Below are 19,852 nucleotides of genomic sequence, written 5' to 3'. Positions count from 1 at the left end.
CATAGGATGGCAGTTTCGTGGTAATGCACTGTAGGAGCGTTGGTCAATGACGCGGTTAGACGCCGACCAGACAGATGAGCACGTAGTGCTCGGCAAGCTGACCAGCCCCCACGGGGTGAAGGGTTGGCTCAAGGTCTACTCCTACACAAATCCTGTCGACAGTATTTTGAGCTACCCCGAGTGGTGGGTGCGCCAGGGGGAGACCCTTACACGCATGCCGGTCATTCAGGGGCGTCAGCAGGGCAAGGCGCTGGTAGTGCAGTTAAAGGACATCAACGACCGAACGGCCGCCGAAGCGCTGGCCCAGGCCGAGATTCTACTGCCCAAGGACGTGCTTCCCGAACTTGCTGACGACGAGTACTACTGGCACGAGCTTGAAGGTCTTGCGGTCTTTACTGTGTCAGGCGAGCGGTTGGGACAGATAAGCTATCTGTTTGAAACCGGCGCGAATGATGTCATGGTGGTGCGCGGCGATAGCGAGGCGATCGACAGGCGCGAGCGGCTGGTGCCCTTTCTGCCCGATGACGTGGTGCTCAAGGTCGATCTTGACGAAGGCAGGATGATCGTCGAGTGGGATCCTGAGTTTTGAGTACGGATTTGAGTACCGACACGTCCGGCAGCAATGGCGCGCAGGGTGCTCCTGCGATGTGGATCGGCGTGGTATCGCTTTTTCCCGAGATGTTCGAAGCCATTACCCGGCAAGGGGTGGTGGGCCGGGCAATCGAGCGACGCCAGATCGAGCTCAAGTTCTGGAATCCGCGGGATTACGCCACGGACAAGCATCGCAGTGTGGATGATCGGCCTTACGGCGGCGGCCCTGGCATGTTGATGAAAGTCGACACGCTCCGCGGCGCGATCCACGATGCGAAGGCTCAAGGCCAGGCGCTGACCGGTCAGGTTCCCAGAGTGATCTATCTGTCACCTCAGGGGCGCAAGCTTGACCAGAAAGGCGTCGAGACCCTGGCAAGTGCCGGCCCCCTGGTGGTGGTGGCCGGACGCTACGAGGGAGTCGACGAGCGTGTGGTGGAAAGTGACATCGATGAGGAATGGTCGATTGGCGACTATGTGTTGAGCGGCGGCGAGCTGCCGGCCATGGTGTTGATCGACGCGGCGGCAAGGCTGATACCCGGCGTGCTGGGGCATCAGGACTCCGCCATCGAAGACTCGTTCAACGACGGTCTGCTGGACTGCCCGCACTACACCCGTCCGGAAATGATCGACGGCAAGAGCGTGCCCGATGTGCTGCTGAGCGGCCATCACGGTGCCATCAAGCGCTGGCGGTTGAAGCAGTCGTTGGGCAGAACCTGGCAGCGCCGGCCCGATTTGCTGGAAGGGCGCGAGCTTGACGGTGAGCAGCAGCGTCTGCTTGACGAGTTTATCGAAGAACACGCCCAGGCTGACGGGTAGCCCGGGGCGGCGGTGCAGGGCAGCAACAGGCACCTGCGTCACCCATAACGACTCCCGCGTGGCTCGTTTCGAGCGCCGGGATCACGGTTTGCCCCTTCCACAACTGCGTGGCAAGCCATTACGTTATTTAGGAGTATGAAGATGAGCAGCAAGAACAAGGTGATCCAGGCGATCGAAAACGAGCAGATGGGTAAAGAGATCCCTTCTTTTGCTCCCGGCGACACCATCGTCGTTCAGGTTAAGGTCAAGGAAGGCACCCGCGAGCGTCTGCAGGCCTTCGAAGGCGTGGTTATCGGCAAGCGTAACCGTGGCCTGAACTCCGCGTTCACCGTGCGCAAGATCTCTCACGGTGTGGGCGTTGAGCGGACCTTCCAGACCTACAGCCCGCTGGTGGACTCGCTTGAAGTCAAGCGTCGCGGTGACGTTCGTCAGGCCAAGCTTTACTATCTGCGTGAGCGTAGCGGCAAGTCGGCACGTATCAAGGAAAAGCTGGCTTAATCGCCGCTTTCTGCAGGCGCCGTCCGGGCGCCTGGATACACGAACCCCGTCTCCGCTTTGCGGGGCGGGGTTTTTCATTGACGCCGTTCAAATCAGAGCAGAAGCGTTAACCTATGAACGATATTGAAGCTTTTTTAGACGCCCTGTGGCTCGAACAAGGCGCAAGCGATCATACGTTAGCGGCTTACCGACGCGATCTGATCGCCTGGCAGCACTATCTGGCCCGCTTTGATGAAAACGTGCTGGCCCCCCACGCTACGCGCTGTCCCGAGTGGCTCGAGGAGCGCCAGGCGGCGGGCTATCAGCTTAGAAGCAACGCCCGGCTGCTCTCGTCGCTGCGAAGTTTCTATCGCTGGGCGCAGCTGGTAGGTCAGGTCGAGCGCGACCCGCTGGCCGAGGTGGCGCTGCCCCGGGTGCGTGCAAGCCTGCCCGGCACGCTGGACGAGGATGAAGTGGAAAGGCTTTTGCTGGCCCCGGATATCGCCACGGCACTTGGCGTGCGCGACCGCGCCATGCTGGAGCTTCTTTACGCCTGCGGCCTTCGCGTATCGGAACTAGTCGGGCTTTCAAGCGACGCGGTCAATCTTCGCCAGGGAGTAGTACGCGTACGTGGCAAGGGCGACAAGGACCGGCTGGTGCCCATGGGCGACGAGGCGGCCCAGTGGCTTGAAACCTACATGACCGACGCAAGGCCCGTGCTGATGAAGGATGTTACCCGGCCTGCGCTGTTTCCCGGTCGGGCCGACAAGGCCATGACGCGACAGACCTTCTGGCACCGCATCAAGATTCACGCCGTGACCGCGAACATCACGCGTCCGCTGTCGCCGCATACGCTGCGCCACGCCTTTGCGACCCATTTATTGAATCATGGGGCCAATTTGCGGGTCGTACAGCTGCTGCTTGGACATAGCGACCTGTCCACGACGCAAATTTATACGCACGTTGCCCAGGCGCGCCTGGAGCAGCTGCACGCAGATCATCATCCTAGAGGTTGAATACCATGCGTCAACGCACGACGTCTCTCCAGCGAGGCTCCTTGATCGGCAAGCGGCTTGCGCCGCTTTGTCTGCTGGGTGCGGGTTTTCTGTCGGCAGGTGTATACGCCGCCCCTCCGGCGCTGACCGAGCGTCTGGAAGTGAATGGCCAGCCCATGCCGGTTGAACAAGTGACCGAGACCCCCATGGAGGGGATCTACCAGGTGCGTCTGGAAAGCGGCGAGTCCTTCTATGCCAACGCCGACGGCAGCTACTTTCTGGTGGGCGATCTGTATCAGAACGCCGATCAGGGGCTGGTCAATCTGACCGAGCAGGCGAAGAACCAGCAGCGCATGGACGCCCTGGCCGCCGTGCCGGAGTCCGAACGCTTCGTGTATCGGGGCGTGGACGAGCCCCAGGCCACCGTGGTGGTCTTCACCGACCCGACCTGCCCTTACTGCGAGCGCCTTCACGAAACCGTGCCGGAGCTCAACGAGCGGGGGATTGCGGTACATTACCTGGCCTTTCCCAGAGCCGGCATGGAGAGCGATGCGGCCGCCACGCTGGAGAAGGCCTGGTGTTCGGACAATCGCAGTGAAGCCATGACGCGTGCCCAGCAGCGCCAGTCGCTCTCGGGCAGCGTCGACTGCGACAACCCGGTCGCCGAGCAGTATGAACTGGGCATGGCGCTGGGGGTGCAGGGCACGCCAGCGATTATTTTACCCGATGGCCAGATGGTGCCGGGATTTGTTCCCCCGGACAGGCTGGTGGGCATGTTAGGCTTAGACGATTAAACGCCACCCAAGGTGGCGCACGCCAAACTTAGACGTCAAGACGCCGCACCCTGGGTGCGCATCAAGAGGGGAAGTATTTTGAAACCGGTAAGAGTAGGCCTTTGTGGATTGGGAACCGTCGGTGGCGGCACGTTCAACGTATTGACGCGTAATGCGGACGATATTGCACGTCGTGCGGGCCGGCCCATTGTGATCGAGCAGGTCGCTCACCGCAGTATTCATCCCGACTGCGACATTACCGGTATCAATGCCACCACCGACGTGTTCGAAGTGGCCACCAACCCCGACGTGGACGTGCTGGTCGAGCTGATCGGCGGCTATGACATGGCCCGCGAGCTGGTACTCACCGCAATTGCCAACGGCAAGCACGTGGTTACCGCCAACAAGGCGTTGATTGCGGTACACGGCAACGAGATCTTCAAGGCCGCCCATGAGAAGGGCGTGATCGTCGCGTTCGAAGCGGCCGTGGCCGGCGGCATTCCGGTCATCAAGTCGCTGCGTGAGGGCCTGGGGGCCAACCGTATCGAGTGGGTGGCGGGTATCATCAACGGCACCGGCAACTTCATCCTGACCCATATGCGTGATGAAGGTCGCGCCTTTGAAGACGTGCTGGCCGAGGCGCAGGCACTCGGCTACGCCGAAGCCGACCCCACCTTCGATGTCGAAGGGATCGACGCTGCCCACAAGCTGACCATTCTCGCCTCGATTGCCTACGGTGTACCGCTGCAGTTCGAGAAAGCCTTTACCGAAGGCATTTCGCGGATTACCGCCGAAGACGTCGAACAGGCCGATAACCTGGGCTACGTCATCAAGCACCTGGGGATTTCCAAGCGTACCGATCAGGGCCTTGAGTTGCGCGTTCACCCCACCTTGATTCCCAAGGAACGTCTGCTGGCCAACGTGCACGGTGTAAAGAATGCCATCGCCGTGATGGGCGATGCGGTCGGCCCGACGCTCTACTACGGTGCCGGCGCCGGTGCCGAGCCCACCGCGTCTGCCGTGGTGGCGGATCTGCTCGATGTCGCCCGGGATATCTCCACCGATCATCACTACCGCGTGCCTTATCTGGCGTTCAGCGGTATCGATGAAGATGTCAGCCAACTGCCCATCATGCCGATGGAAGACATCACCACGGCCTACTACCTGCGCCTTCTGGCGGTGGACCGCCCAGGTGTATTGGCGCGCGTGGCGACCATCCTGGCTGAACAGAGCATCTCCATCGAAGCGCTGATTCAAAAAGAGGCGACCGAGGGCGAACTGGTGCCGATCATCCTGCTGACTCACCGCACCAAGGAGAAGCAGATGAACGAAGCCATTCGCGAAATCGAAGCCATGGCCGATATCGCCGGGCACGTCACGCGCATTCGCGTGGAAAGCCTGGATGAAGGGGAGTAACCCGAATGCGCTATATCAGCACGCGTGGGCAGGCGCCCGCGCTCTCCTTTGAGGAAGTCGTGCTTACCGGCATGGCAAGCGACGGCGGCCTCTATGTACCCGAAGAGATTCCCGCGCTTTCCAGGGACGACCTGGCCGAGATGGCCGGGCTCTCCTACGCCGAGATCGCCTTTCGGGTGATGAAGCCGTTCGTGAACGGTGAAATCGACGACGATACCTTCCGCACTATCGTGACCGAGGCCTACGCCACCTTCAGCCACGATGCGGTGGTGCCGCTCAAGCAGCTAAGCGCCAATCATTTCCTGCTCGAGCAGTTTCACGGCCCGACGCTTGCGTTCAAGGACGTGGCGCTGCAGTTGCTCGGCCGCCTGCTGGATCATTTCCTGAAAAAGCGCGGTGAGCGCGCGGTGATCATGGGCGCGACCTCGGGAGATACCGGCTCGGCCGCGATCGAGGGCTGTCGCCACTGCGACAACCTGGATATCTTCATCCTCCATCCGCACAAACGGGTATCCGAGGTACAGCGGCGCCAGATGACCTCGGTGCTGGCCGACAACGTCTTCAACATCGCCATCGAAGGCAACTTCGACGACGCCCAGGCGATGGTCAAGGCAAGTTTCGCCGACCAGAACTTCCTCCAGGGCACGCGCCTGGTCGCGGTCAATTCGATCAACTGGGCGCGCATCATGGCGCAGATCGTCTACTACGTGGCCTCTGGCGTGGCACTCGGCGCGCCGCACCGTGAGGTCAGCTTCTGCGTGCCCTCGGCCAACTTCGGTAATGTCTTTGCCGGCTACATGGCGTACAGGATGGGCCTGCCGGTGAAGCAGTTCGTCATCGCCACCAACGCCAACGACATCCTGCATCGCACGCTTGCCGCCAACGACTTCTCGAAGAAGGAGCTCGAGGCCACACTCGCGCCGTCCATGGATATCGTGGTGTCGTCGAACTTCGAACGGCTCTTGTTCGACGCTTACGAGCGCGACGGTGCTGCCGTGGCCGCACTTCTGGAGCGCTTCCAGAAAGAGCCCACTGCCCTTGCCGAGGCGCCGCTTGAAAGGCTGCGCGAGAAGTTCGCAAGCTACAGCGTGGATGATGCGACCATTCTGGAAGTCATTCGTGAGGCACACCACCGCACCGGCGAGATGCTCGACCCGCATACCGCCACCGGCTACCGGGCCGCCGAGCGCGCCCGTATTGATCAATCCACGCCGATGATCACGCTTGCCACCGCGCACCCGGCCAAGTTTGCCGAAGCCGTGGTGAAGGCAGGCTTTCAGGGCGTGCCGCTGCCCACCCACATGGATGATCTGCTGGAGCGTGAAGAGCGCTACACGGTACTGCCCGCCGAGCTTGGCGCCGTTCAGCAGTTCGTTGTGGATAACCGGCGTTAGGGTGCGATGACCGATTTGAGCGCCGCCCCGACAACGCTTGCCAATGCCAGTCGCCCCCGTATGGAGCCTCGTCCGGTGGACGAGGCGGTTTATGTCCGGGCGCAGGCAGAGGGCCTTTCCGAGCTGCAGGCGCGGCTTCTTGCCTCGCGCCTGCCTGGCTATCAAGAGCCGCTGGGCCCGCTGGTATCGCCCAGCCTGCGCTATCTGACTCACCCCGAAAGACTCGCTCACGGCCGACGCGGGGCCGAGCGTATTGCCCAGGCGGTGGCCGAGGGCGAGTCGATCGGTATTCTGACCGACTACGACGTGGACGGCATCACCTCCCACGTGGTGATACGGCGCACGCTGGTGGAGCTTTTTGGCGTGCCCGAGCACAAGCTGCACAGCTTGATCGGGCACCGCATCAACGACGGCTACGGCATCAGCCTGCCGCTGGTCGAGCGCACGCTCGCGCTCAAGCCAAGGCCCAGCGTGGTGATTACCGCCGACTGCGGCAGTAGTGACGAGCCGCGTATCGCGCGTCTCAAGGAAGCAGGGATCGACGTGGTGGTGAGCGATCACCACGCGCTGCCCCTGGAGGGGCCACCGCTATCCGCCTACGCCTGCGTGAACCCCACGCGAAGCGACTGCGATTACCCGGACAAGACCATTGCCGGGTGCATGGTGGCGTGGCTTTTGATGTCGCTGGCCCGAAGCGTGCTGATCGAGTGGGGCGTCTTGAGTGACGCCACCCCCAAGCTTTCCCCCTGGCTCTCCTATGTGGCGCTGGGAACCGTGGCCGACTGCGTCTCGCTCGGGGCGAGCCCGGCCAATCGCGCGGTGGTCAGTCATGGGCTTACCCTGATCAATCGTATGGACGCCGCCTGCTGGCGGGCCATGGCAACACGACTGGGCGCAGACAGTGTACCGTTCAATGCCGAAACGCTGGCGTTTCAGATGGGACCCAGGATCAACGCCCGCTCGCGACTCGATGATCCTTACGCGGCGCTGCACTACATGCTGGCCACAAGCGATGGAGTCGCCAACCGTCAGCTTGAAGTGCTCGACCAGGATAACCAGTCGCGCAAGGCGATCGAGGCCGAGATGGCAGAAGAGGCGCGCCGACTTGCGCTGGGCGCGATCGAGGCTGAAGAGCCTGCGGTAGTGGTGCTGCTGGAAGACGGCCACCCGGGCGTCCAGGGCATTGTCGCCTCGCGTCTGGTCCAGGCTTATGGCCGCCCGGCAGTGGTTCTGACGCGCGCCGTCGCGCCCGATATGCTCACCGGTTCTGGACGCTCGGTGGAAGGGCTTCACCTGCGCGACGCTCTGCAGCGCACCTTCGAGCTGGCCCCCGAGGCGCTGCCCCGGTTTGGTGGACACAGCGGCGCGGCAGGGGTGGGCGTACCCGTCGAGCAGTTGGACGCGTTCAAGACAGCGTTTTTGAAAGCCGTCGCCGAACAGTTGGGCAGTGAACCTCTCTACCCGCGACTATTGACCGACGGCGAGCTCTCCCCGGCGCAGTTGAACCTTCTCACGCTAGGTGAGATCGACGCGCTCGGCCCTTACGGGCGCGAGTTCGAGTCGCCGCTGTTCGAGGGCGAGTTTATCGTCGAGGCGCTGCGCCCGGTGGGGGGCGAGGGTACTCATCTGATGATGGAACTCTCGAGCGGTCCTGTCACCTGCAAGGCGATCTGGTTTCGCGCCCTGACCCCGGGCGAGCTGCCCGCCTTCAGCGTCGGCGATACGCTGCGCTGTGCCTACAAGCTCAACCGCAACCGCTGGCGCGGGCGGGAGTCGCTTCAACTGATGATCGAGTACGCCGACGCCGTCTAGAACGGCGCGACAGACAAGAGGACACTCCATGCGCGTGGACGAGCTTCCCCAGGACCCGCACCGCCTTTACGAAGACGTGATGGCCATGCTGCTGGGCACGCTGTTCGTGGCACTCGGCGTTACCTTCTATACCCAGGCAGTACTGCTGACCGGCAGCACGGCGGGTCTGGCGCTGCTGCTCAACTACGTCACCCAGTGGGGGTTCGGAGTCTGGTTCTTTGCCATCAACCTGCCGTTTTACTACCTGGCGATCAAGCGCATGGGGTGGAGCTTCACGCTGCGCACCTTTGTTGCCATCGGCCTGGTGTCGCTGTTCTCCGAGCTGACCCAGGGCTGGGTGGTCTTCGAGTACGTGCCGTCGCTGTATGCAGCGCTGATGGGCGGGGCGCTGATGGGAATCGGCATGCTGATGCTCTTTCGCCACCGCACAAGCCTTGGCGGCATCAACATCCTGGCGCTTTACCTGCAGGCGCGCTACGGCCTGCGCGCAGGTTACGTGCAACTGGGCATCGATGGGCTGATTCTGCTGCTCGCACTCACCCAGCTGCCGCTCGACCGGGTGGGCTACTCGGTGCTGGGGGCCGTGACGCTCAACTTGATCATCGCCCTCAACCACAAGCCGGGGCGTTATATCGGGGTGAGCTGATTTGGGCGGCTTCAATGGCCAGCGCGGTCTTCACGGCTGGTCTCTCAGCGATTTGCTTCATGTAGCGAATAAGCGATGGCCATTGAACCAGCTCGAGGTGAAAGCGACTGCACCAGCGTAAAACCGTGAAAAGGTAGGCATCGGCCGAGCTAAACGTATCTCCCATCAAGTACTCTCTTTGCTCCAGGGCGCTTTCAAGATAGTCGATTCGACGCGCGGTTTTATCCCGAAACATCCGTTGGGCAGCCTCGGGTAAATCGGCGTTGAACAGAGGTGCCAGCCCTGCATGTAATTCGCTGTTGATAAAAGCAAGCCACTCCTGGAGGCGATAGCGTGTCAGGTGAGTGGCCGGTGAGCGTTGAAGAGCGGCCGTATCGACGAGATACGTCAGTATGACCGGCGCTTCAGTGAGCACTGTGCCATCGTCAAGTTCTAGAGCTGCGACATACCCCTTGGGATTGATCAACCAGAAGTTGCGCTGATCCTCCGTCAACTTGGTTATATTGTCGACACGCACGAGTTCAAAGTCAGTTTCTAGTTCACGGCACATGATATGCGGCGCCAGTGAACAAGCATCTGGGGCGTAGTACAGTTTCATGTCAATTCCTGAATGGCGGTAAAATTATCTAACTAGCGTATTGGCAAGTGTGCTGAAGGTGCTCGTGGCTGTTAAATTAATATCTCATTAATGAGGTATTAGTTGAGCTAATGGCATGATGAACTTATCTCACTGGCGTTTAGTGATCGCCATTGGTAGAACAGGCACGATTTCCAATGCGGCCGAGCGTGTAGGCATGACGCAGTCAGGAGCCAGTCAGGCGCTGGCTCAGCTCGAAAAAACACTCGGTGGCAAACTGTTCACTCGTAATCGTCAGGATGTGACGCCCACTGCATTTGGTGAACAGATCCTCAAACACGCGTATGACATGCTGGAGAGCTTCAATGCCATCCGTACTCTTGCGGATGATCGCCAGGGATTGGAGGGGGCAAGCGTGCGTATCGGCTGCTTTCCCTCCATCATTACGACACGTTTAGTCAGTCACTTGGCGAGATTTCGCCAACGTTATCCAGGGATCGATATCACTCTCTTGGAGGGAAGTGATAGTGAAGTGGATGCTTGGCTGGAGAGTGGCACGATTGACCTGGGCGTTACGCTAAATCCGTCTTCTGATCGACATGCACTCATGCTGGGTAGCGATGCCTGGGTAGTTCTGGTCCCTAACGTACATCCGCTGGCGCGCCGATCAAGCGAGCTCGGAATCGACTTCGCATCGTTAACGCAGCAGCCCTATATCCATGCAACGGGTGGCTGTCATATCAATGGTGTGCGTTTGGCTGAAGATGCCGGGCACCAGTTCGCCGATATTCGCGTGGAGGTACAAGATTGGGCAAGTGCCTGCGTGCTGGTAAGAGAAGGCATGGGGGTTGCCATAGTGCCCGAGTCAGTTCTACCAAAGGATACCAGCGGTCTTCGCTATTACCCTTTGTCCCCTCACGTTTATCGATACTTTGGATTAGTTGCTAGAAGTTTTCCCGATGTTAGTAAGTCAGTTGAAGCATTCTGGCAGCATATGGTCCATTCCCTTGATCCAGGGAGGCTCAAGTAAGGTCATGAGTCTTCAACTTAACCAGAACCACCAGATGATCAGCCCGATCACGGCAAGGCCTGCCAGATTGACCGCTATGTTCATGACGCCTCCGGTTTGCTGGGTCGCCAGAACCTCAGGCGATTGGCGTTGCTCACTACGGTGATGGAGGAGAGCGCCATGGCCGCCCCGGCGATGATCGGCGACAGCAGCATCCCGGTGAAGGGATAGAGAATGCCGGCCGCCACGGGAATGCACAGCAGATTGTAGCCAAAGGCGCCCGCCAGGTTCTGCCTGATGTTGGCAAGGGTGGCCCGGCTGAGTTCGATGGCGGTGGCCACCCCGTGAAGCGAGCCGTGCATCAGGGTGACGCCGGCGCTCTCCATGGCGATATCCGTTCCGCTGCCAATGGCAAAACCGACATCCGCCTGAGCCAGCGCCGGGGCGTCGTTGATCCCGTCGCCGGCCATGCCGACGATCTCGCCACCGGCCTGGCGGCGTTCGATCTCGGCAAACTTGTCCTGGGGTGAGAGCCCGGCGCTGAACTCGCTGATACCCGTTTCCCGGGCCACCGCCGCCGCGGTATGCCGGTTGTCACCGGTGAGCATCACCACGCGAAGGCCGCTTTGCTTGAGCCGGGCAACGCTTGCTCCAGCGTCCGGGCGCACCGGGTCGCTGATGCCGATCACTCCGGCAAGTTCCTGATTGATCGCGATGAATACGATCGAGCGGGCCTTCGCTTCAAGCTCCGCGATGTGCGCGTTTGCCTGCTCCAGGTCGATGCCGGCCTGCTCGAGAAGTCGCGCGCTTCCCAGCAGCAGGGTATCGCCGCGCAAGGTCTTTCCGCTCACGCCGGCGCCGGTTTCGCTGTCGAATTCGTCAAGGGCGACGCAGCTTGCCTGCTGGGCGCTTGCGTAGGCGCACAGCGCCTTGGCCAGCGGGTGCTGCGAGCGCTGCTCCAGAGCGTCAATGGCGCCCAGCACCCAGGCCCTTTCAGGATGCACAATGAAGGCCTCGGTGACCCGTGGCTTGCCTTCAGTGAGTGTGCCGGTCTTGTCCACTACCAGCGTGGTCAGTTGGCTTGCCTTTTGCAGCGCCTCGCCGTCTCTGATCAGCACACCCTGCTCGGCGGCCTTGCCGATACCCACCATGGTGGAAAGCGGCGTGGCCAGGCCCAGCGCACAGGGACAGGCGATGATCAGTACCGTGGTGGCGGTGATCAGCATATGCAGCGCGCGCGGCTCGGGGCCCAGGTTGAACCAGACAAGCGCGGTCGCCACGGCGAGTATCATCACCGCCGGCACGAAAATGGCAGAGATGCGATCGGCCAGCCTGCCGATCGGCGGGCGCGAGCTTTGCGCATGGGCGACCTGCTCGGTAATGTGGCCCAGACGCGTATCCCGGCCAACGTGGGTGGCGCGGTACAAGAGGCTGCCGTCGCCGTTGACCGTGCCGGCGCTAAGTGCTGCCTCTGCACGCTTGTAAACCGGTAACGGCTCCCCGGTCAGCATCGACTCATCCACGTAGCTTTGCCCCTCGAGCACGATACCATCCACCGCCAGACGCTCGCCGGGGCGCACGCGAAGCCTGTCGCCGGGCACCACTTCGTCCACGTCGACGTCAAGAGTTTCGCCGTTGCGCTCCACTCGTGCGGTTCTGCCCTGCAGTTCCAGAAGCTGCTTCAAGGCCTGGCTGGTACGCCCACGGGCGCGAAGTTCCATGGCGTTGCCCAGCAGAATAAGCCCTACCACCATGGCCGAGGCTTCGAAATAGATGCCTCGGGCCACCTCGGGCAGCCAGGGGGCAAACAGCACCACCACCATCGAATAAAGCCAGGCGGCGCCGGTGCCCATGGCCACCAGCGTATCCATATTGGCCTGGCGGTGGATCAACTGCTTCCAGGCGTTGGTATAGAAGTGCCGCCCTGGAAAGGCCAGAACCAGAAGCGTCACCAGGCCCACCGCCAGCCAGTACACCCGGCCCGCGCCGATGGGGGCCGGGTGATGGATCAGCATGCCAAGCATCAGCGGCAGCGCCACGGCCAGCGACAGCAGGCCGCCGCGAAGACGCGCCTGATAGGTCGCCGCTTCCCGGGCCTGGCGGCGCTGCTCGGCCTTTCTGAAGTCGATGATCGGCTCGGCGCCGTAGCCGCTGGCAGCCACTGCATCGCATACCACGCGCGGCTCGACATCGCCGACCACCTCGGCGGTCTGGGTGGCGAAATTGACCGTGGCCCGGGTGACGCCCGGGGTCTGGTTCAGCGCGCGGTCCACGCTCTTGACGCAGCCGGCGCAGTTCATCCCGCGAATTAGAAAGCGCTGCGGGCTCTTATCCAATGATGTTTCAACGGGTGCATGTGATTTCATGTGGGCGTTTCGGGAAAGCTTTCGATAAGCCGACAGATGCTGTGGCCGGTGGGGGTGGCGTCGGGCATGGTCTGCCAGCTGGCGAGCGCCTGCTCCATGCGTTTTGCGAGCGCTTCGAGTTCCTCTATGCGTGCGCGTACCTGGGGCAGGCGGCTGGCCAGCAGGTCGCGCACCAGCGGACAGGGCGAGTCACCCTGGTCGGCATGGGCGAGGATGTCGCGAATTTCCGCCAGGCTGAAGCCAAGGGTTCGCGAGCGCTGAATGAAACCAAGGCGCTCAAGATCTTGCTCGTTGAAAAGCTGATAGCCGTTGTCAGGATGGCGAGCCGGGCGAAGAAGTCCTTCCCGGCTATAGTGGCGAACCGTCTCGGCGGTCACGCCGCCGAGCCTGGCAAGCTCGCTGACTTTCATCGTGCTGGCGTTCGCGGTACTGGACTGCATGGTCGCTTCACCATTGTCGGCGTTGAGGGTTCAGTGTAAAACCTGTGGGCTACCCATAGGTCAAGGGGCGAGTGATGCTTGGTGCAATGCGTCAAGGCACCGGTTTAAAACGCTCGTACGACTAATGGATGGGCTCGAAACGAAATAAAACGACCGTTTGCCCCTTGAACCTGCGTCCACATTGGGCGAAAACTGAAACCTGGGGCGCAATAATAACGCAGACGGGTATACGTCCCCGTCGGATCATCGGGAAAGAGGCACACTATGTACAACAACGTTAAAAAGCTGGCGCTGGTATCGGCAGTGGCAGCGGCTGCCTGGGCAAGTCAGGCCCAGGCCGGTGGCTATCAGATCAACGAGCAAAGCGTCAGTGGTCAGGGCTATGGTCACGCCGGACGCAGTTCCAACGTTCACGATGCCACGATCGTCTTCGGTAACCCGGCGGGCATGTCGTTTCTGGATCGCGCGCAATTTACCGCCGGCGGTACCTACCTGACCCCCAAGACCAAGATCCGCAACGTTCAGGCCAGCCGCACGCTGGACGCCGGGGTGGCCACGGGGGGAGCGCCTGTGGGTGTGCAGGTTCCCGTAGGCAGCATTTCAGGCACCAACGAAGGCGATATGGTACCCGGTACCCTCGTACCCTTCGCTTTCTACGCGCATCCGGTGAACGAGCAGCTGGCATTCGGTTTCGGCGTCTATGCACCGTTTGGCTCCAAGACCGACTACGAGGGCAGCTTCCAGGGGCGCTATTTCGGCGACTATACCGAAGTCACCGTGATGTCGGCGCAGCCGACGGTCTCCTACCGCTTTAACGACCAGTGGTCGGTGGGGGTCGGGGCTACCTACAACAAGGTCGATGGGGAACTTCGCCGTCAACTGCCTTCCGGCCCTGCGTTCAGCGCCGCCACCGATGTCGACTCCCGTGTGGAGGGCGACGACGAAGCCTGGGGCTACAACCTGGGGATCATCTATCAGCCGGTACCCGAAACCACGTTTGGCTTGACCTATCGCTCCAAGGTGGATTACACCCTGGATGGCAGCTTCGTGGCCGCCGATCCGCTGGGCAACGTGGTGCGCGCAGACAGCAACGCATCGCTTGATCTGACCACGCCGGAGACGGTCAACTTCTCGGTCACCCAGCAGATGAGCGACCGGCTCAAGCTGATGTTCGGTACCTCCTGGGTGCGCTGGAGCCAGTTCGACGAGATCCGCGTGCTGGGCGGTGCCGGTGATACCATCACCCAGGAAACCCAGGACTACTCCAACGCCTGGGCATTCGCCACCGGCGGTGAGTACCAGCTGACCCCCGAGCTTGCGCTTCGCGCGGGCCTGACGCTTGACTACACCCCGACCAGCGACGAGTTTCGCAGTGTGCGAATCCCCTCCGACGATCGGCGCATTTTCTCCATCGGGGCGGGCTGGTCGCCCACGCCGGACCTGACTCTGGACGTCGCCTACTCCTACCTGACCGAACGCAGTACCTCGGTCGAGCAGGAGCGCAACGACCTGCTGGCAAGCCCGGCGACCCGCAATGTACCGGTGGGCGGCGCCACCTACGCGGCGGACTACAAAAACGAAGCGCACGGCGTCGGCGCCCAGCTGACCTACCGCTTCTAGAGAGCACGCCTGGATAGAGGCGCTCGAACAGACAGGCGCACTTGAAGATACAGCGCTTTGAAAACCCGGCCCCGGCCGGGTTTTTGCGTAGCGCCCGTCAGGCGATGGATGCACCTGCCGCCCGGTTTCCGTTACACTAGATGCCCATAAGTGCACTTGCTCGAAAGTACGGCCGCTTCACAGGCAGCGTTCTATCGCCGTTGCCGGCGACCTTTCTTTTGAGCTCCGTGCAATATTGACCAAACCAAGGCGCGACCATGTTGGAAACCAACCCGATTCACAACCAGATCAAGGACCTGTCTGAGCGGACAGACGTTCTTAGGGGGTATCTTTGACTATGCCGAGAAGAAAGACCGGCTAGAAGAAGTTTCCCGCGAGCTTGAAGACCCCAACGTCTGGAACGACCCGGACTACGCCCAGAAGCTGGGCAAGGAGCGCGCCTCTCTCGAGGCGATCGTGGCCACTATCGACGAGCTGGACCAGGGCCTGGGGGACAGCCGTGACCTTCTGGAACTCGCCGAAATGGAAGAGGACGAGGGTACGGTCGATGAAGTGAAGCGCGAGCTCGACGGCATGCAGGCCGCCCTCGAAAAACTCGAATTTCGCCGCATGTTCGCCGGTGAAATGGACGAAAACAACGCCTATCTGGATATCCAGTCCGGCTCCGGCGGCACCGAGGCCCAGGACTGGGCCAATATCCTGCTGCGCATGTACCTGCGCTGGGCGGAAAGCCACGGCTTCAAGGCCGAGATCATCGAGATTTCCGCCGGCGAAGTGGCGGGCATCAAGTCGGCCTCGCTCCACGTTCAGGGCGACCATGCCTTTGGCTGGCTGCGCACCGAAACCGGCGTTCACCGTCTGGTGCGCAAGAGCCCGTTCGATTCCGGCGGACGCCGTCATACCTCGTTTGCCTCGGTGTTTCTGTCCCCGGAAATCGATGACAGCTTTGAAGTCGAACTGAATCCGTCCGACCTGCGCGTGGATACCTACCGCTCCAGCGGCGCGGGTGGCCAGCACGTCAACACTACCGACTCGGCGGTGCGGATCACCCACGAGCCCACCGGCATCGTCGTGGCCTGCCAGAACCAGCGCAGCCAGCATGCCAACCGGGATTTCGCCATGAAGCAGTTGAAGGCGAAGCTCTGGGAGCACGAGATGCAAAAACGCAACGCGGCCAAGCAGGAGGCGGAAGACTCCAAGGCCGATATCGGCTGGGGCAGCCAGATTCGCTCTTACGTGCTTGACGACCAGCGCATCAAGGATCTGCGCACCGGTGTGCAGTCCAGCAACTGCGACAAGGTACTCGACGGCGATCTGGACCAGTTCATCGTCGCCAGTCTCAAGCAAGGTCTGTAATCTTTTTAGCGTTCGAACATCAATAGGGTGCCCCATGGCCAATCAAGACGCGTCTTCTCCGGACAACGAAAACCATCTTATCGCCGAGCGCCGCGCCAAGCTCACCGCGCGTCGTGAGCTGGCCGCAGAGCAAGGGAAGAGCGCTTTCCCGAACGATTTTCGCCGCGATAGCCTGACCGTCGAACTGCAGGAACAGCTGGGCGACAAGGACAAGGCCGAGCTCGAGGCGCTGGATCATCAGGCATCGGTCGCGGGCCGGATCATGCGCCAGCGAGGCCCGTTCATCGTGATTCAGGATGTGGCCGGGCAGATCCAGCTCTACGTGGACAAGAAAGGCCTGCCGGAGGACGTGCTCGAAGACGTCAAGGGCTGGGACATCGGCGATATCGTCGCCGCCCGCGGGCCGGTGCATAAATCCGGCAAGGGCGATCTGTACGTGATGATGGTCGATGCCCAGCTTCTCACCAAGAGCCTGCGCCCGCTCCCGGACAAGTTCCACGGCCTGACCGACCAGGAAGCGCGCTATCGCCAGCGCTATGTGGATCTGATCATGAACCCGCAGTCGCGCAAGGCCTTCGAGACCCGAGCCGCGGTAATCGCCTCCATGCGGCGCTTTTTCGAGAAGCGCGGCTTCATGGAAGTGGAAACGCCCATGCTCCAGCCGATCCCCGGTGGGGCCACGGCGCGCCCGTTCGTGACCCACCATAACGCGCTGGACATGGACATGTACCTGCGTATCGCCCCGGAGCTTTATCTCAAGCGCCTGGTGGTGGGGGGGTTCGAGAAGGTCTTCGAGATCAACCGCAACTTCCGTAACGAAGGGCTTTCCACGCGGCACAATCCTGAATTCACCATGGTCGAGTTCTATTGGGCATACGCCGATTACAATGATCTGATGGACATGACCGAGGCGATGCTGCGCACCGCCGCCGAAGAAGTGCTGGGTACCACGACCCTCGAGTATCAGGGGGCAAGCTACGACTTCGGCCAGCCGTTCAAGCGTCTGACGCTCAAGCAGTCGATTCTGGATCACGGCGACGGCATTGCTGATGCGGACCTGAATAGTCTCGAAGCGGCGCGTGCGACCGCCGAAAAGCTGGGTATCAAGGTCAAGGAGAGCTGGGGACTGGGCAAGATCCAGACGGAAATCTTCGAGGAAGTGGCCGAGCACAAGCTCGACCAGCCCACCTTCATCACCGAATACCCGGCGGAAGTCAGCCCGCTGGCGCGGCGCAACGATGCCAATCCGTTCGTCACCGACCGCTTCGAGTTCTTTGTCGGCGGGCGGGAAATCGCCAACGGCTTTTCGGAGCTCAACGACGCCGAAGACCAGGCCGAGCGCTTCCGCGCCCAGGCTGCCGAGAAGGACGCCGGCGACCTGGAGGCCATGTATTTTGATGCCGACTATGTGCGTGCGCTCGAGTACGGCATGCCGCCCACGGCGGGCGAGGGCATCGGGATCGACCGGCTGGTGATGCTGTTTACCGACAGCGCCTCGATTCGCGACGTACTGCTGTTCCCGGCGATGCGCCCCGAAGTCGAGTAAGAAGTCGCGTCAGAAATTAGATTGAAAGAGGTGGACTAAAAATTGGTAAGGGCGCGTTTTAGCGCCCATAATGGTCACGTTTCGACGGCGAGGAGAATCCCATGAAACTGCTTAACCGCTCCGCTCTGAGCGTCAGGCCGACCCAGCCCTTCGTGGACTGGATCAATGCGCTGGAACCCACCATGGGAGACGACGACCTGACACTGGACGACGTCGAACGTGAAAGTACCATTTACCTGATTCCCGAGATGGATACCCCGGAAGCGCTCGAAACCTTCGTGCGCGACCGCTATGCAGCAATTCTCGAAACCGAGCTACGCGCCTGGGAAGAGGACGAGCGCCAGTGGCCAGAGCCGCTGGACTGGTCGCTGTTTCAGCGGTTCCTGCGCGTCGAGCACAGCTATCTAGCCATCGACCTGGATGACGAGACAGCGCTGGAAATTTCCGATGTCGATGACGCCCTGTTGCTCGATGGCGACCAGGACTAGCCGTACCGCGTCGGAGTCTTTCTGTACGCATTGAAACCGGCTTCGGCCGGTTTTGCCGTTTAGCGGCGCCTAAAAGGAACATCCACCCGCATGCGACTGTTTGAAACCCGCCCCCATGACGATGGCCTGCCCGGGCCCGAACGCGCACTGGCCGTGCTGGCGCTGGTAGCCGGTACCCTGATGGCGGTGGTCGATACCACCATGATCAATCTGGCGCTGCCTACCATTGCCGCTGATCTGGGCGCGTCGGCTTCCCGCTCGGTATGGATCACCAATATCTTTCAGGTGGTATGCGCGGCGTTCTTGCTGGTCTTTGCCGGGCTCAGTGAGCTGATTACCCGTCGCCGGCTCTATCTGCTGGGGCTTTCCACGTTTGTGGTCGCCTCCTTCGGGGCGGCGCTTTCGCGTAACCTGGAAACGCTTTTAGTGTTTCGCGCCTTTCAAGGGTTGGGGGCGGCGGCCACACTTTCCATCGGGCCTTCGCTTTATCGGGCCATTTTTCCCTCGCGACTTCTGGGCAGCGCCCTGGGTCTGAGCGCGCTGGTGGTCGCCGGGGGCTATGCGGCCGGGCCCACTCTGAGCGGGGTGATTCTCTCCTTTGCCGACTGGCCCTGGCTTTTCGCACTGAACGTGCCATTGGGTCTTTGTTCGATCTGGTTTGCAGCCAAGGCGCTGCCTCGCGATGTTCCCCGCCAGGGCAGCTTCGATTTTCTCGGCGCGCTTTTCTCCATGGTGATGCTGGCGAGCTTTTTTCTCGCCATGGACGCCGTGGGCCATGCCGCCTCCGTGCAAACACTCGTGTGGAGCGGTCTGTGCCTGGCTGCCGGGGCGGGGTTCATTCGGCGCCAGCGCCGCGCGGCCTATCCGTTGCTGCCGCTTGATGTGTTTCGCGAGATGCGCTTCACGCTTGCGGTCTCGGCGTCGGGTCTGGCGTTCATCGGCCAGGGTCTCACCTTTGTGGCGCTGTCGTTTTTCTACCAGGACCAGATGGGTTTTTCACCGCTTCAAACCGCCTGGCTGTTCACGCCCTGGCCGCTGGCCATCATGGTGGTGGGGCCGCTGGCCGGGCGGCTGGCAGATAAACTCAATCCGAGTGTGCTATCCAGCACCGGGCTCTTGTTCTTGATGGCGGGCCTGGTGGCGCTGGCGCTGGTGGATGAGAACACGACGACGGCAGGCAGCTTGTGGCGTACGGCGCTTTGCGGTATCGGGTTCGGGCTTTTCCAGCCGCCCAACAACCGGGAAATGATGTCGAGCCTTCCGGCCGAGCGAAGCGCCAATGTCTCTGGCGTCATGAGCACCATGCGCACGGTGGGCCAGTCGCTTGGTGTGGCGGTGGTCGGGGCTGCGCTGGCACTCGGGCTGGCCGTGCAGCTGACACTCTGGTTCGGCGCGCTCACCACCTTTTTGGCTCTGCTGGCGAGTCTTTCCCGGGTATCGCTGGCCGGTCGCGCCCTGGTTGAACGACGGGCATCGTCGGGGCCTTAGTAAGGGCGTACAATGAAAGCGTTTGTGAACCGAGGAGACCCA

Annotated in this window: 18 protein-coding genes; 15 read left to right on the top strand and 3 right to left on the bottom strand. The window is 61.5% G+C overall.

Annotation, left to right across the window (positions count from 1 at the left end; genetic code table 11):
* Positions 1-46: 46 nt before the first annotated feature.
* The 9 genes from rimM to ACWF8S_RS14960 all read left to right on the top strand — a co-directional run bounded on the left by rimM (position 47) and on the right by ACWF8S_RS14960 (position 8,920).
* A complete protein-coding gene (gene rimM, locus ACWF8S_RS15000) occupies positions 47-589 on the top strand; it encodes a ribosome maturation factor RimM (protein ID WP_447554204.1) in 543 nt (180 codons plus the stop codon).
* Positions 590-645: 56 nt separating this feature from the next.
* Positions 646-1,407 carry a tRNA (guanosine(37)-N1)-methyltransferase TrmD gene (gene trmD / locus ACWF8S_RS14995; protein ID WP_447556607.1) on the top strand — a complete coding sequence of 254 codons (762 nt, stop codon included), beginning with the start codon at positions 646-648 and terminating at the stop codon, positions 1,405-1,407.
* A 141-nt stretch (positions 1,408-1,548) separates the two neighbouring features.
* On the top strand, positions 1,549-1,905 hold the full coding sequence (rplS, locus tag ACWF8S_RS14990) for a 50S ribosomal protein L19 (protein WP_106375767.1): 357 nt from the start codon (positions 1,549-1,551) through the stop codon (positions 1,903-1,905).
* Positions 1,906-2,018: 113 nt separating this feature from the next.
* Positions 2,019-2,900: a site-specific tyrosine recombinase XerD gene (gene xerD / locus ACWF8S_RS14985; protein WP_447554203.1), complete on the top strand. Its 882-nt coding sequence runs from the start codon at positions 2,019-2,021 to the stop codon at positions 2,898-2,900.
* Positions 2,901-2,905: 5 nt separating this feature from the next.
* A complete protein-coding gene (locus tag ACWF8S_RS14980) occupies positions 2,906-3,673 on the top strand; it encodes a DsbC family protein (RefSeq protein WP_447554202.1) in 768 nt (255 codons plus the stop codon).
* 78 nt (positions 3,674-3,751) lie between these two features.
* A complete protein-coding gene (locus ACWF8S_RS14975; RefSeq protein WP_447554200.1) occupies positions 3,752-5,068 on the top strand; it encodes a homoserine dehydrogenase in 1,317 nt (438 codons plus the stop codon).
* 5 nt (positions 5,069-5,073) lie between these two features.
* The gene (thrC, locus tag ACWF8S_RS14970) at positions 5,074-6,462 is read left to right on the top strand and encodes a threonine synthase (RefSeq protein ID WP_447554199.1); all 1,389 of its coding nucleotides are present in this window, start codon (positions 5,074-5,076) and stop codon (positions 6,460-6,462) included.
* Positions 6,463-6,468: 6 nt separating this feature from the next.
* On the top strand, positions 6,469-8,274 hold the full coding sequence (locus ACWF8S_RS14965; RefSeq protein ID WP_447554198.1) for a single-stranded-DNA-specific exonuclease RecJ: 1,806 nt from the start codon (positions 6,469-6,471) through the stop codon (positions 8,272-8,274).
* Positions 8,275-8,302: 28 nt separating this feature from the next.
* Complete coding sequence (locus ACWF8S_RS14960) at positions 8,303-8,920, top strand: YitT family protein (RefSeq protein ID WP_447554197.1); 618 nt, start codon at positions 8,303-8,305, stop codon at positions 8,918-8,920.
* Here ACWF8S_RS14960 and gstA read toward each other — a convergent pair.
* Entirely contained in the window at positions 8,883-9,518 is a 636-nt protein-coding gene (gene gstA / locus ACWF8S_RS14955) for a glutathione transferase GstA (RefSeq protein WP_447554196.1), read from the bottom strand. The two genes, ACWF8S_RS14960 and gstA, sit on opposite strands and share 38 nt — an antisense overlap.
* A 115-nt stretch (positions 9,519-9,633) precedes the next feature.
* Here gstA and ACWF8S_RS14950 point away from each other — a divergent pair, with 115 nt between their 5' ends.
* Positions 9,634-10,527 carry a LysR family transcriptional regulator gene (locus tag ACWF8S_RS14950; protein WP_447554194.1) on the top strand — a complete coding sequence of 298 codons (894 nt, stop codon included), beginning with the start codon at positions 9,634-9,636 and terminating at the stop codon, positions 10,525-10,527.
* Positions 10,528-10,607: 80 nt separating this feature from the next.
* Here ACWF8S_RS14950 and ACWF8S_RS14945 read toward each other — a convergent pair whose 3' ends face one another.
* A complete protein-coding gene (locus ACWF8S_RS14945; RefSeq protein WP_447554192.1) occupies positions 10,608-12,842 on the bottom strand; it encodes a heavy metal translocating P-type ATPase in 2,235 nt (744 codons plus the stop codon).
* 26 nt (positions 12,843-12,868) lie between these two features.
* Positions 12,869-13,282 (bottom strand): MerR family transcriptional regulator, encoded by a 414-nt coding sequence (locus ACWF8S_RS14940; RefSeq protein ID WP_447556606.1) that lies wholly within the window; start codon positions 13,280-13,282, stop codon positions 12,869-12,871.
* A gap of 294 nt (positions 13,283-13,576) precedes the next feature.
* Here ACWF8S_RS14940 and ACWF8S_RS14935 point away from each other — a divergent pair, with 294 nt between their 5' ends.
* The 5 genes from ACWF8S_RS14935 (at position 13,577) to ACWF8S_RS14915 (ending at position 19,810) form a co-directional block, all read left to right on the top strand.
* Positions 13,577-14,932, top strand: coding sequence for an OmpP1/FadL family transporter (locus ACWF8S_RS14935; protein WP_447554191.1), 1,356 nt, complete (start codon positions 13,577-13,579; stop codon positions 14,930-14,932).
* A 257-nt stretch (positions 14,933-15,189) separates the two neighbouring features.
* Positions 15,190-16,288, top strand: a protein-coding gene (prfB, locus tag ACWF8S_RS14930) for a peptide chain release factor 2 (RefSeq protein WP_447554190.1) whose coding sequence is annotated in 2 segments (ribosomal slippage) — positions 15,190-15,264 and positions 15,266-16,288 — 1,098 coding nt in all. Because the reading frame shifts where the segments join, the coding sequence is not laid out codon by codon here.
* Positions 16,289-16,322: 34 nt separating this feature from the next.
* Positions 16,323-17,834, top strand: a complete 1,512-nt coding sequence (gene lysS / locus ACWF8S_RS14925; protein ID WP_447554188.1) for a lysine--tRNA ligase — start codon at positions 16,323-16,325, stop codon at positions 17,832-17,834.
* A 101-nt stretch (positions 17,835-17,935) separates the two neighbouring features.
* Positions 17,936-18,322 (top strand): hypothetical protein, encoded by a 387-nt coding sequence (locus ACWF8S_RS14920; protein ID WP_447554187.1) that lies wholly within the window; start codon positions 17,936-17,938, stop codon positions 18,320-18,322.
* Positions 18,323-18,412: 90 nt separating this feature from the next.
* Entirely contained in the window at positions 18,413-19,810 is a 1,398-nt protein-coding gene (locus ACWF8S_RS14915; protein WP_447554186.1) for an MFS transporter, read from the top strand.
* Positions 19,811-19,852 lie beyond the last annotated feature (42 nt).

Source organism: Vreelandella xerophytica (genome assembly GCF_968048975.1).
The sequence above is the reverse complement of the archived record's forward strand: the minus strand, read 5'-3'. Positions and strand labels throughout refer to the sequence as shown.

Excerpts from the sequence above, each read along its gene's own strand:
- rimM (WP_447554204.1), top strand. The coding sequence starts at position 47 with ATGACGCGGTTAGACGCCGACCAGACAGATGAGCACGTAGTGCTCGGC.
- trmD (WP_447556607.1), top strand. The coding sequence starts at position 646 with ATGTGGATCGGCGTGGTATCGCTTTTTCCCGAGATGTTCGAAGCCATT.
- rplS (WP_106375767.1), top strand. The coding sequence starts at position 1,549 with ATGAGCAGCAAGAACAAGGTGATCCAGGCGATCGAAAACGAGCAGATG.
- xerD (WP_447554203.1), top strand. The coding sequence starts at position 2,019 with ATGAACGATATTGAAGCTTTTTTAGACGCCCTGTGGCTCGAACAAGGC.
- ACWF8S_RS14980 (WP_447554202.1), top strand. The coding sequence starts at position 2,906 with ATGCGTCAACGCACGACGTCTCTCCAGCGAGGCTCCTTGATCGGCAAG.
- thrC (WP_447554199.1), top strand. The coding sequence starts at position 5,074 with ATGCGCTATATCAGCACGCGTGGGCAGGCGCCCGCGCTCTCCTTTGAG.
- ACWF8S_RS14965 (WP_447554198.1), top strand. The coding sequence starts at position 6,469 with ATGACCGATTTGAGCGCCGCCCCGACAACGCTTGCCAATGCCAGTCGC.
- ACWF8S_RS14960 (WP_447554197.1), top strand. The coding sequence starts at position 8,303 with ATGCGCGTGGACGAGCTTCCCCAGGACCCGCACCGCCTTTACGAAGAC.
- gstA (WP_447554196.1), bottom strand. The coding sequence starts at position 9,518 with ATGAAACTGTACTACGCCCCAGATGCTTGTTCACTGGCGCCGCATATC.
- ACWF8S_RS14950 (WP_447554194.1), top strand. The coding sequence starts at position 9,634 with ATGATGAACTTATCTCACTGGCGTTTAGTGATCGCCATTGGTAGAACA.
- ACWF8S_RS14940 (WP_447556606.1), bottom strand. The coding sequence starts at position 13,282 with ATGAAAGTCAGCGAGCTTGCCAGGCTCGGCGGCGTGACCGCCGAGACG.
- ACWF8S_RS14935 (WP_447554191.1), top strand. The coding sequence starts at position 13,577 with ATGTACAACAACGTTAAAAAGCTGGCGCTGGTATCGGCAGTGGCAGCG.
- lysS (WP_447554188.1), top strand. The coding sequence starts at position 16,323 with ATGGCCAATCAAGACGCGTCTTCTCCGGACAACGAAAACCATCTTATC.
- ACWF8S_RS14920 (WP_447554187.1), top strand. The coding sequence starts at position 17,936 with ATGAAACTGCTTAACCGCTCCGCTCTGAGCGTCAGGCCGACCCAGCCC.
- ACWF8S_RS14915 (WP_447554186.1), top strand. The coding sequence starts at position 18,413 with ATGCGACTGTTTGAAACCCGCCCCCATGACGATGGCCTGCCCGGGCCC.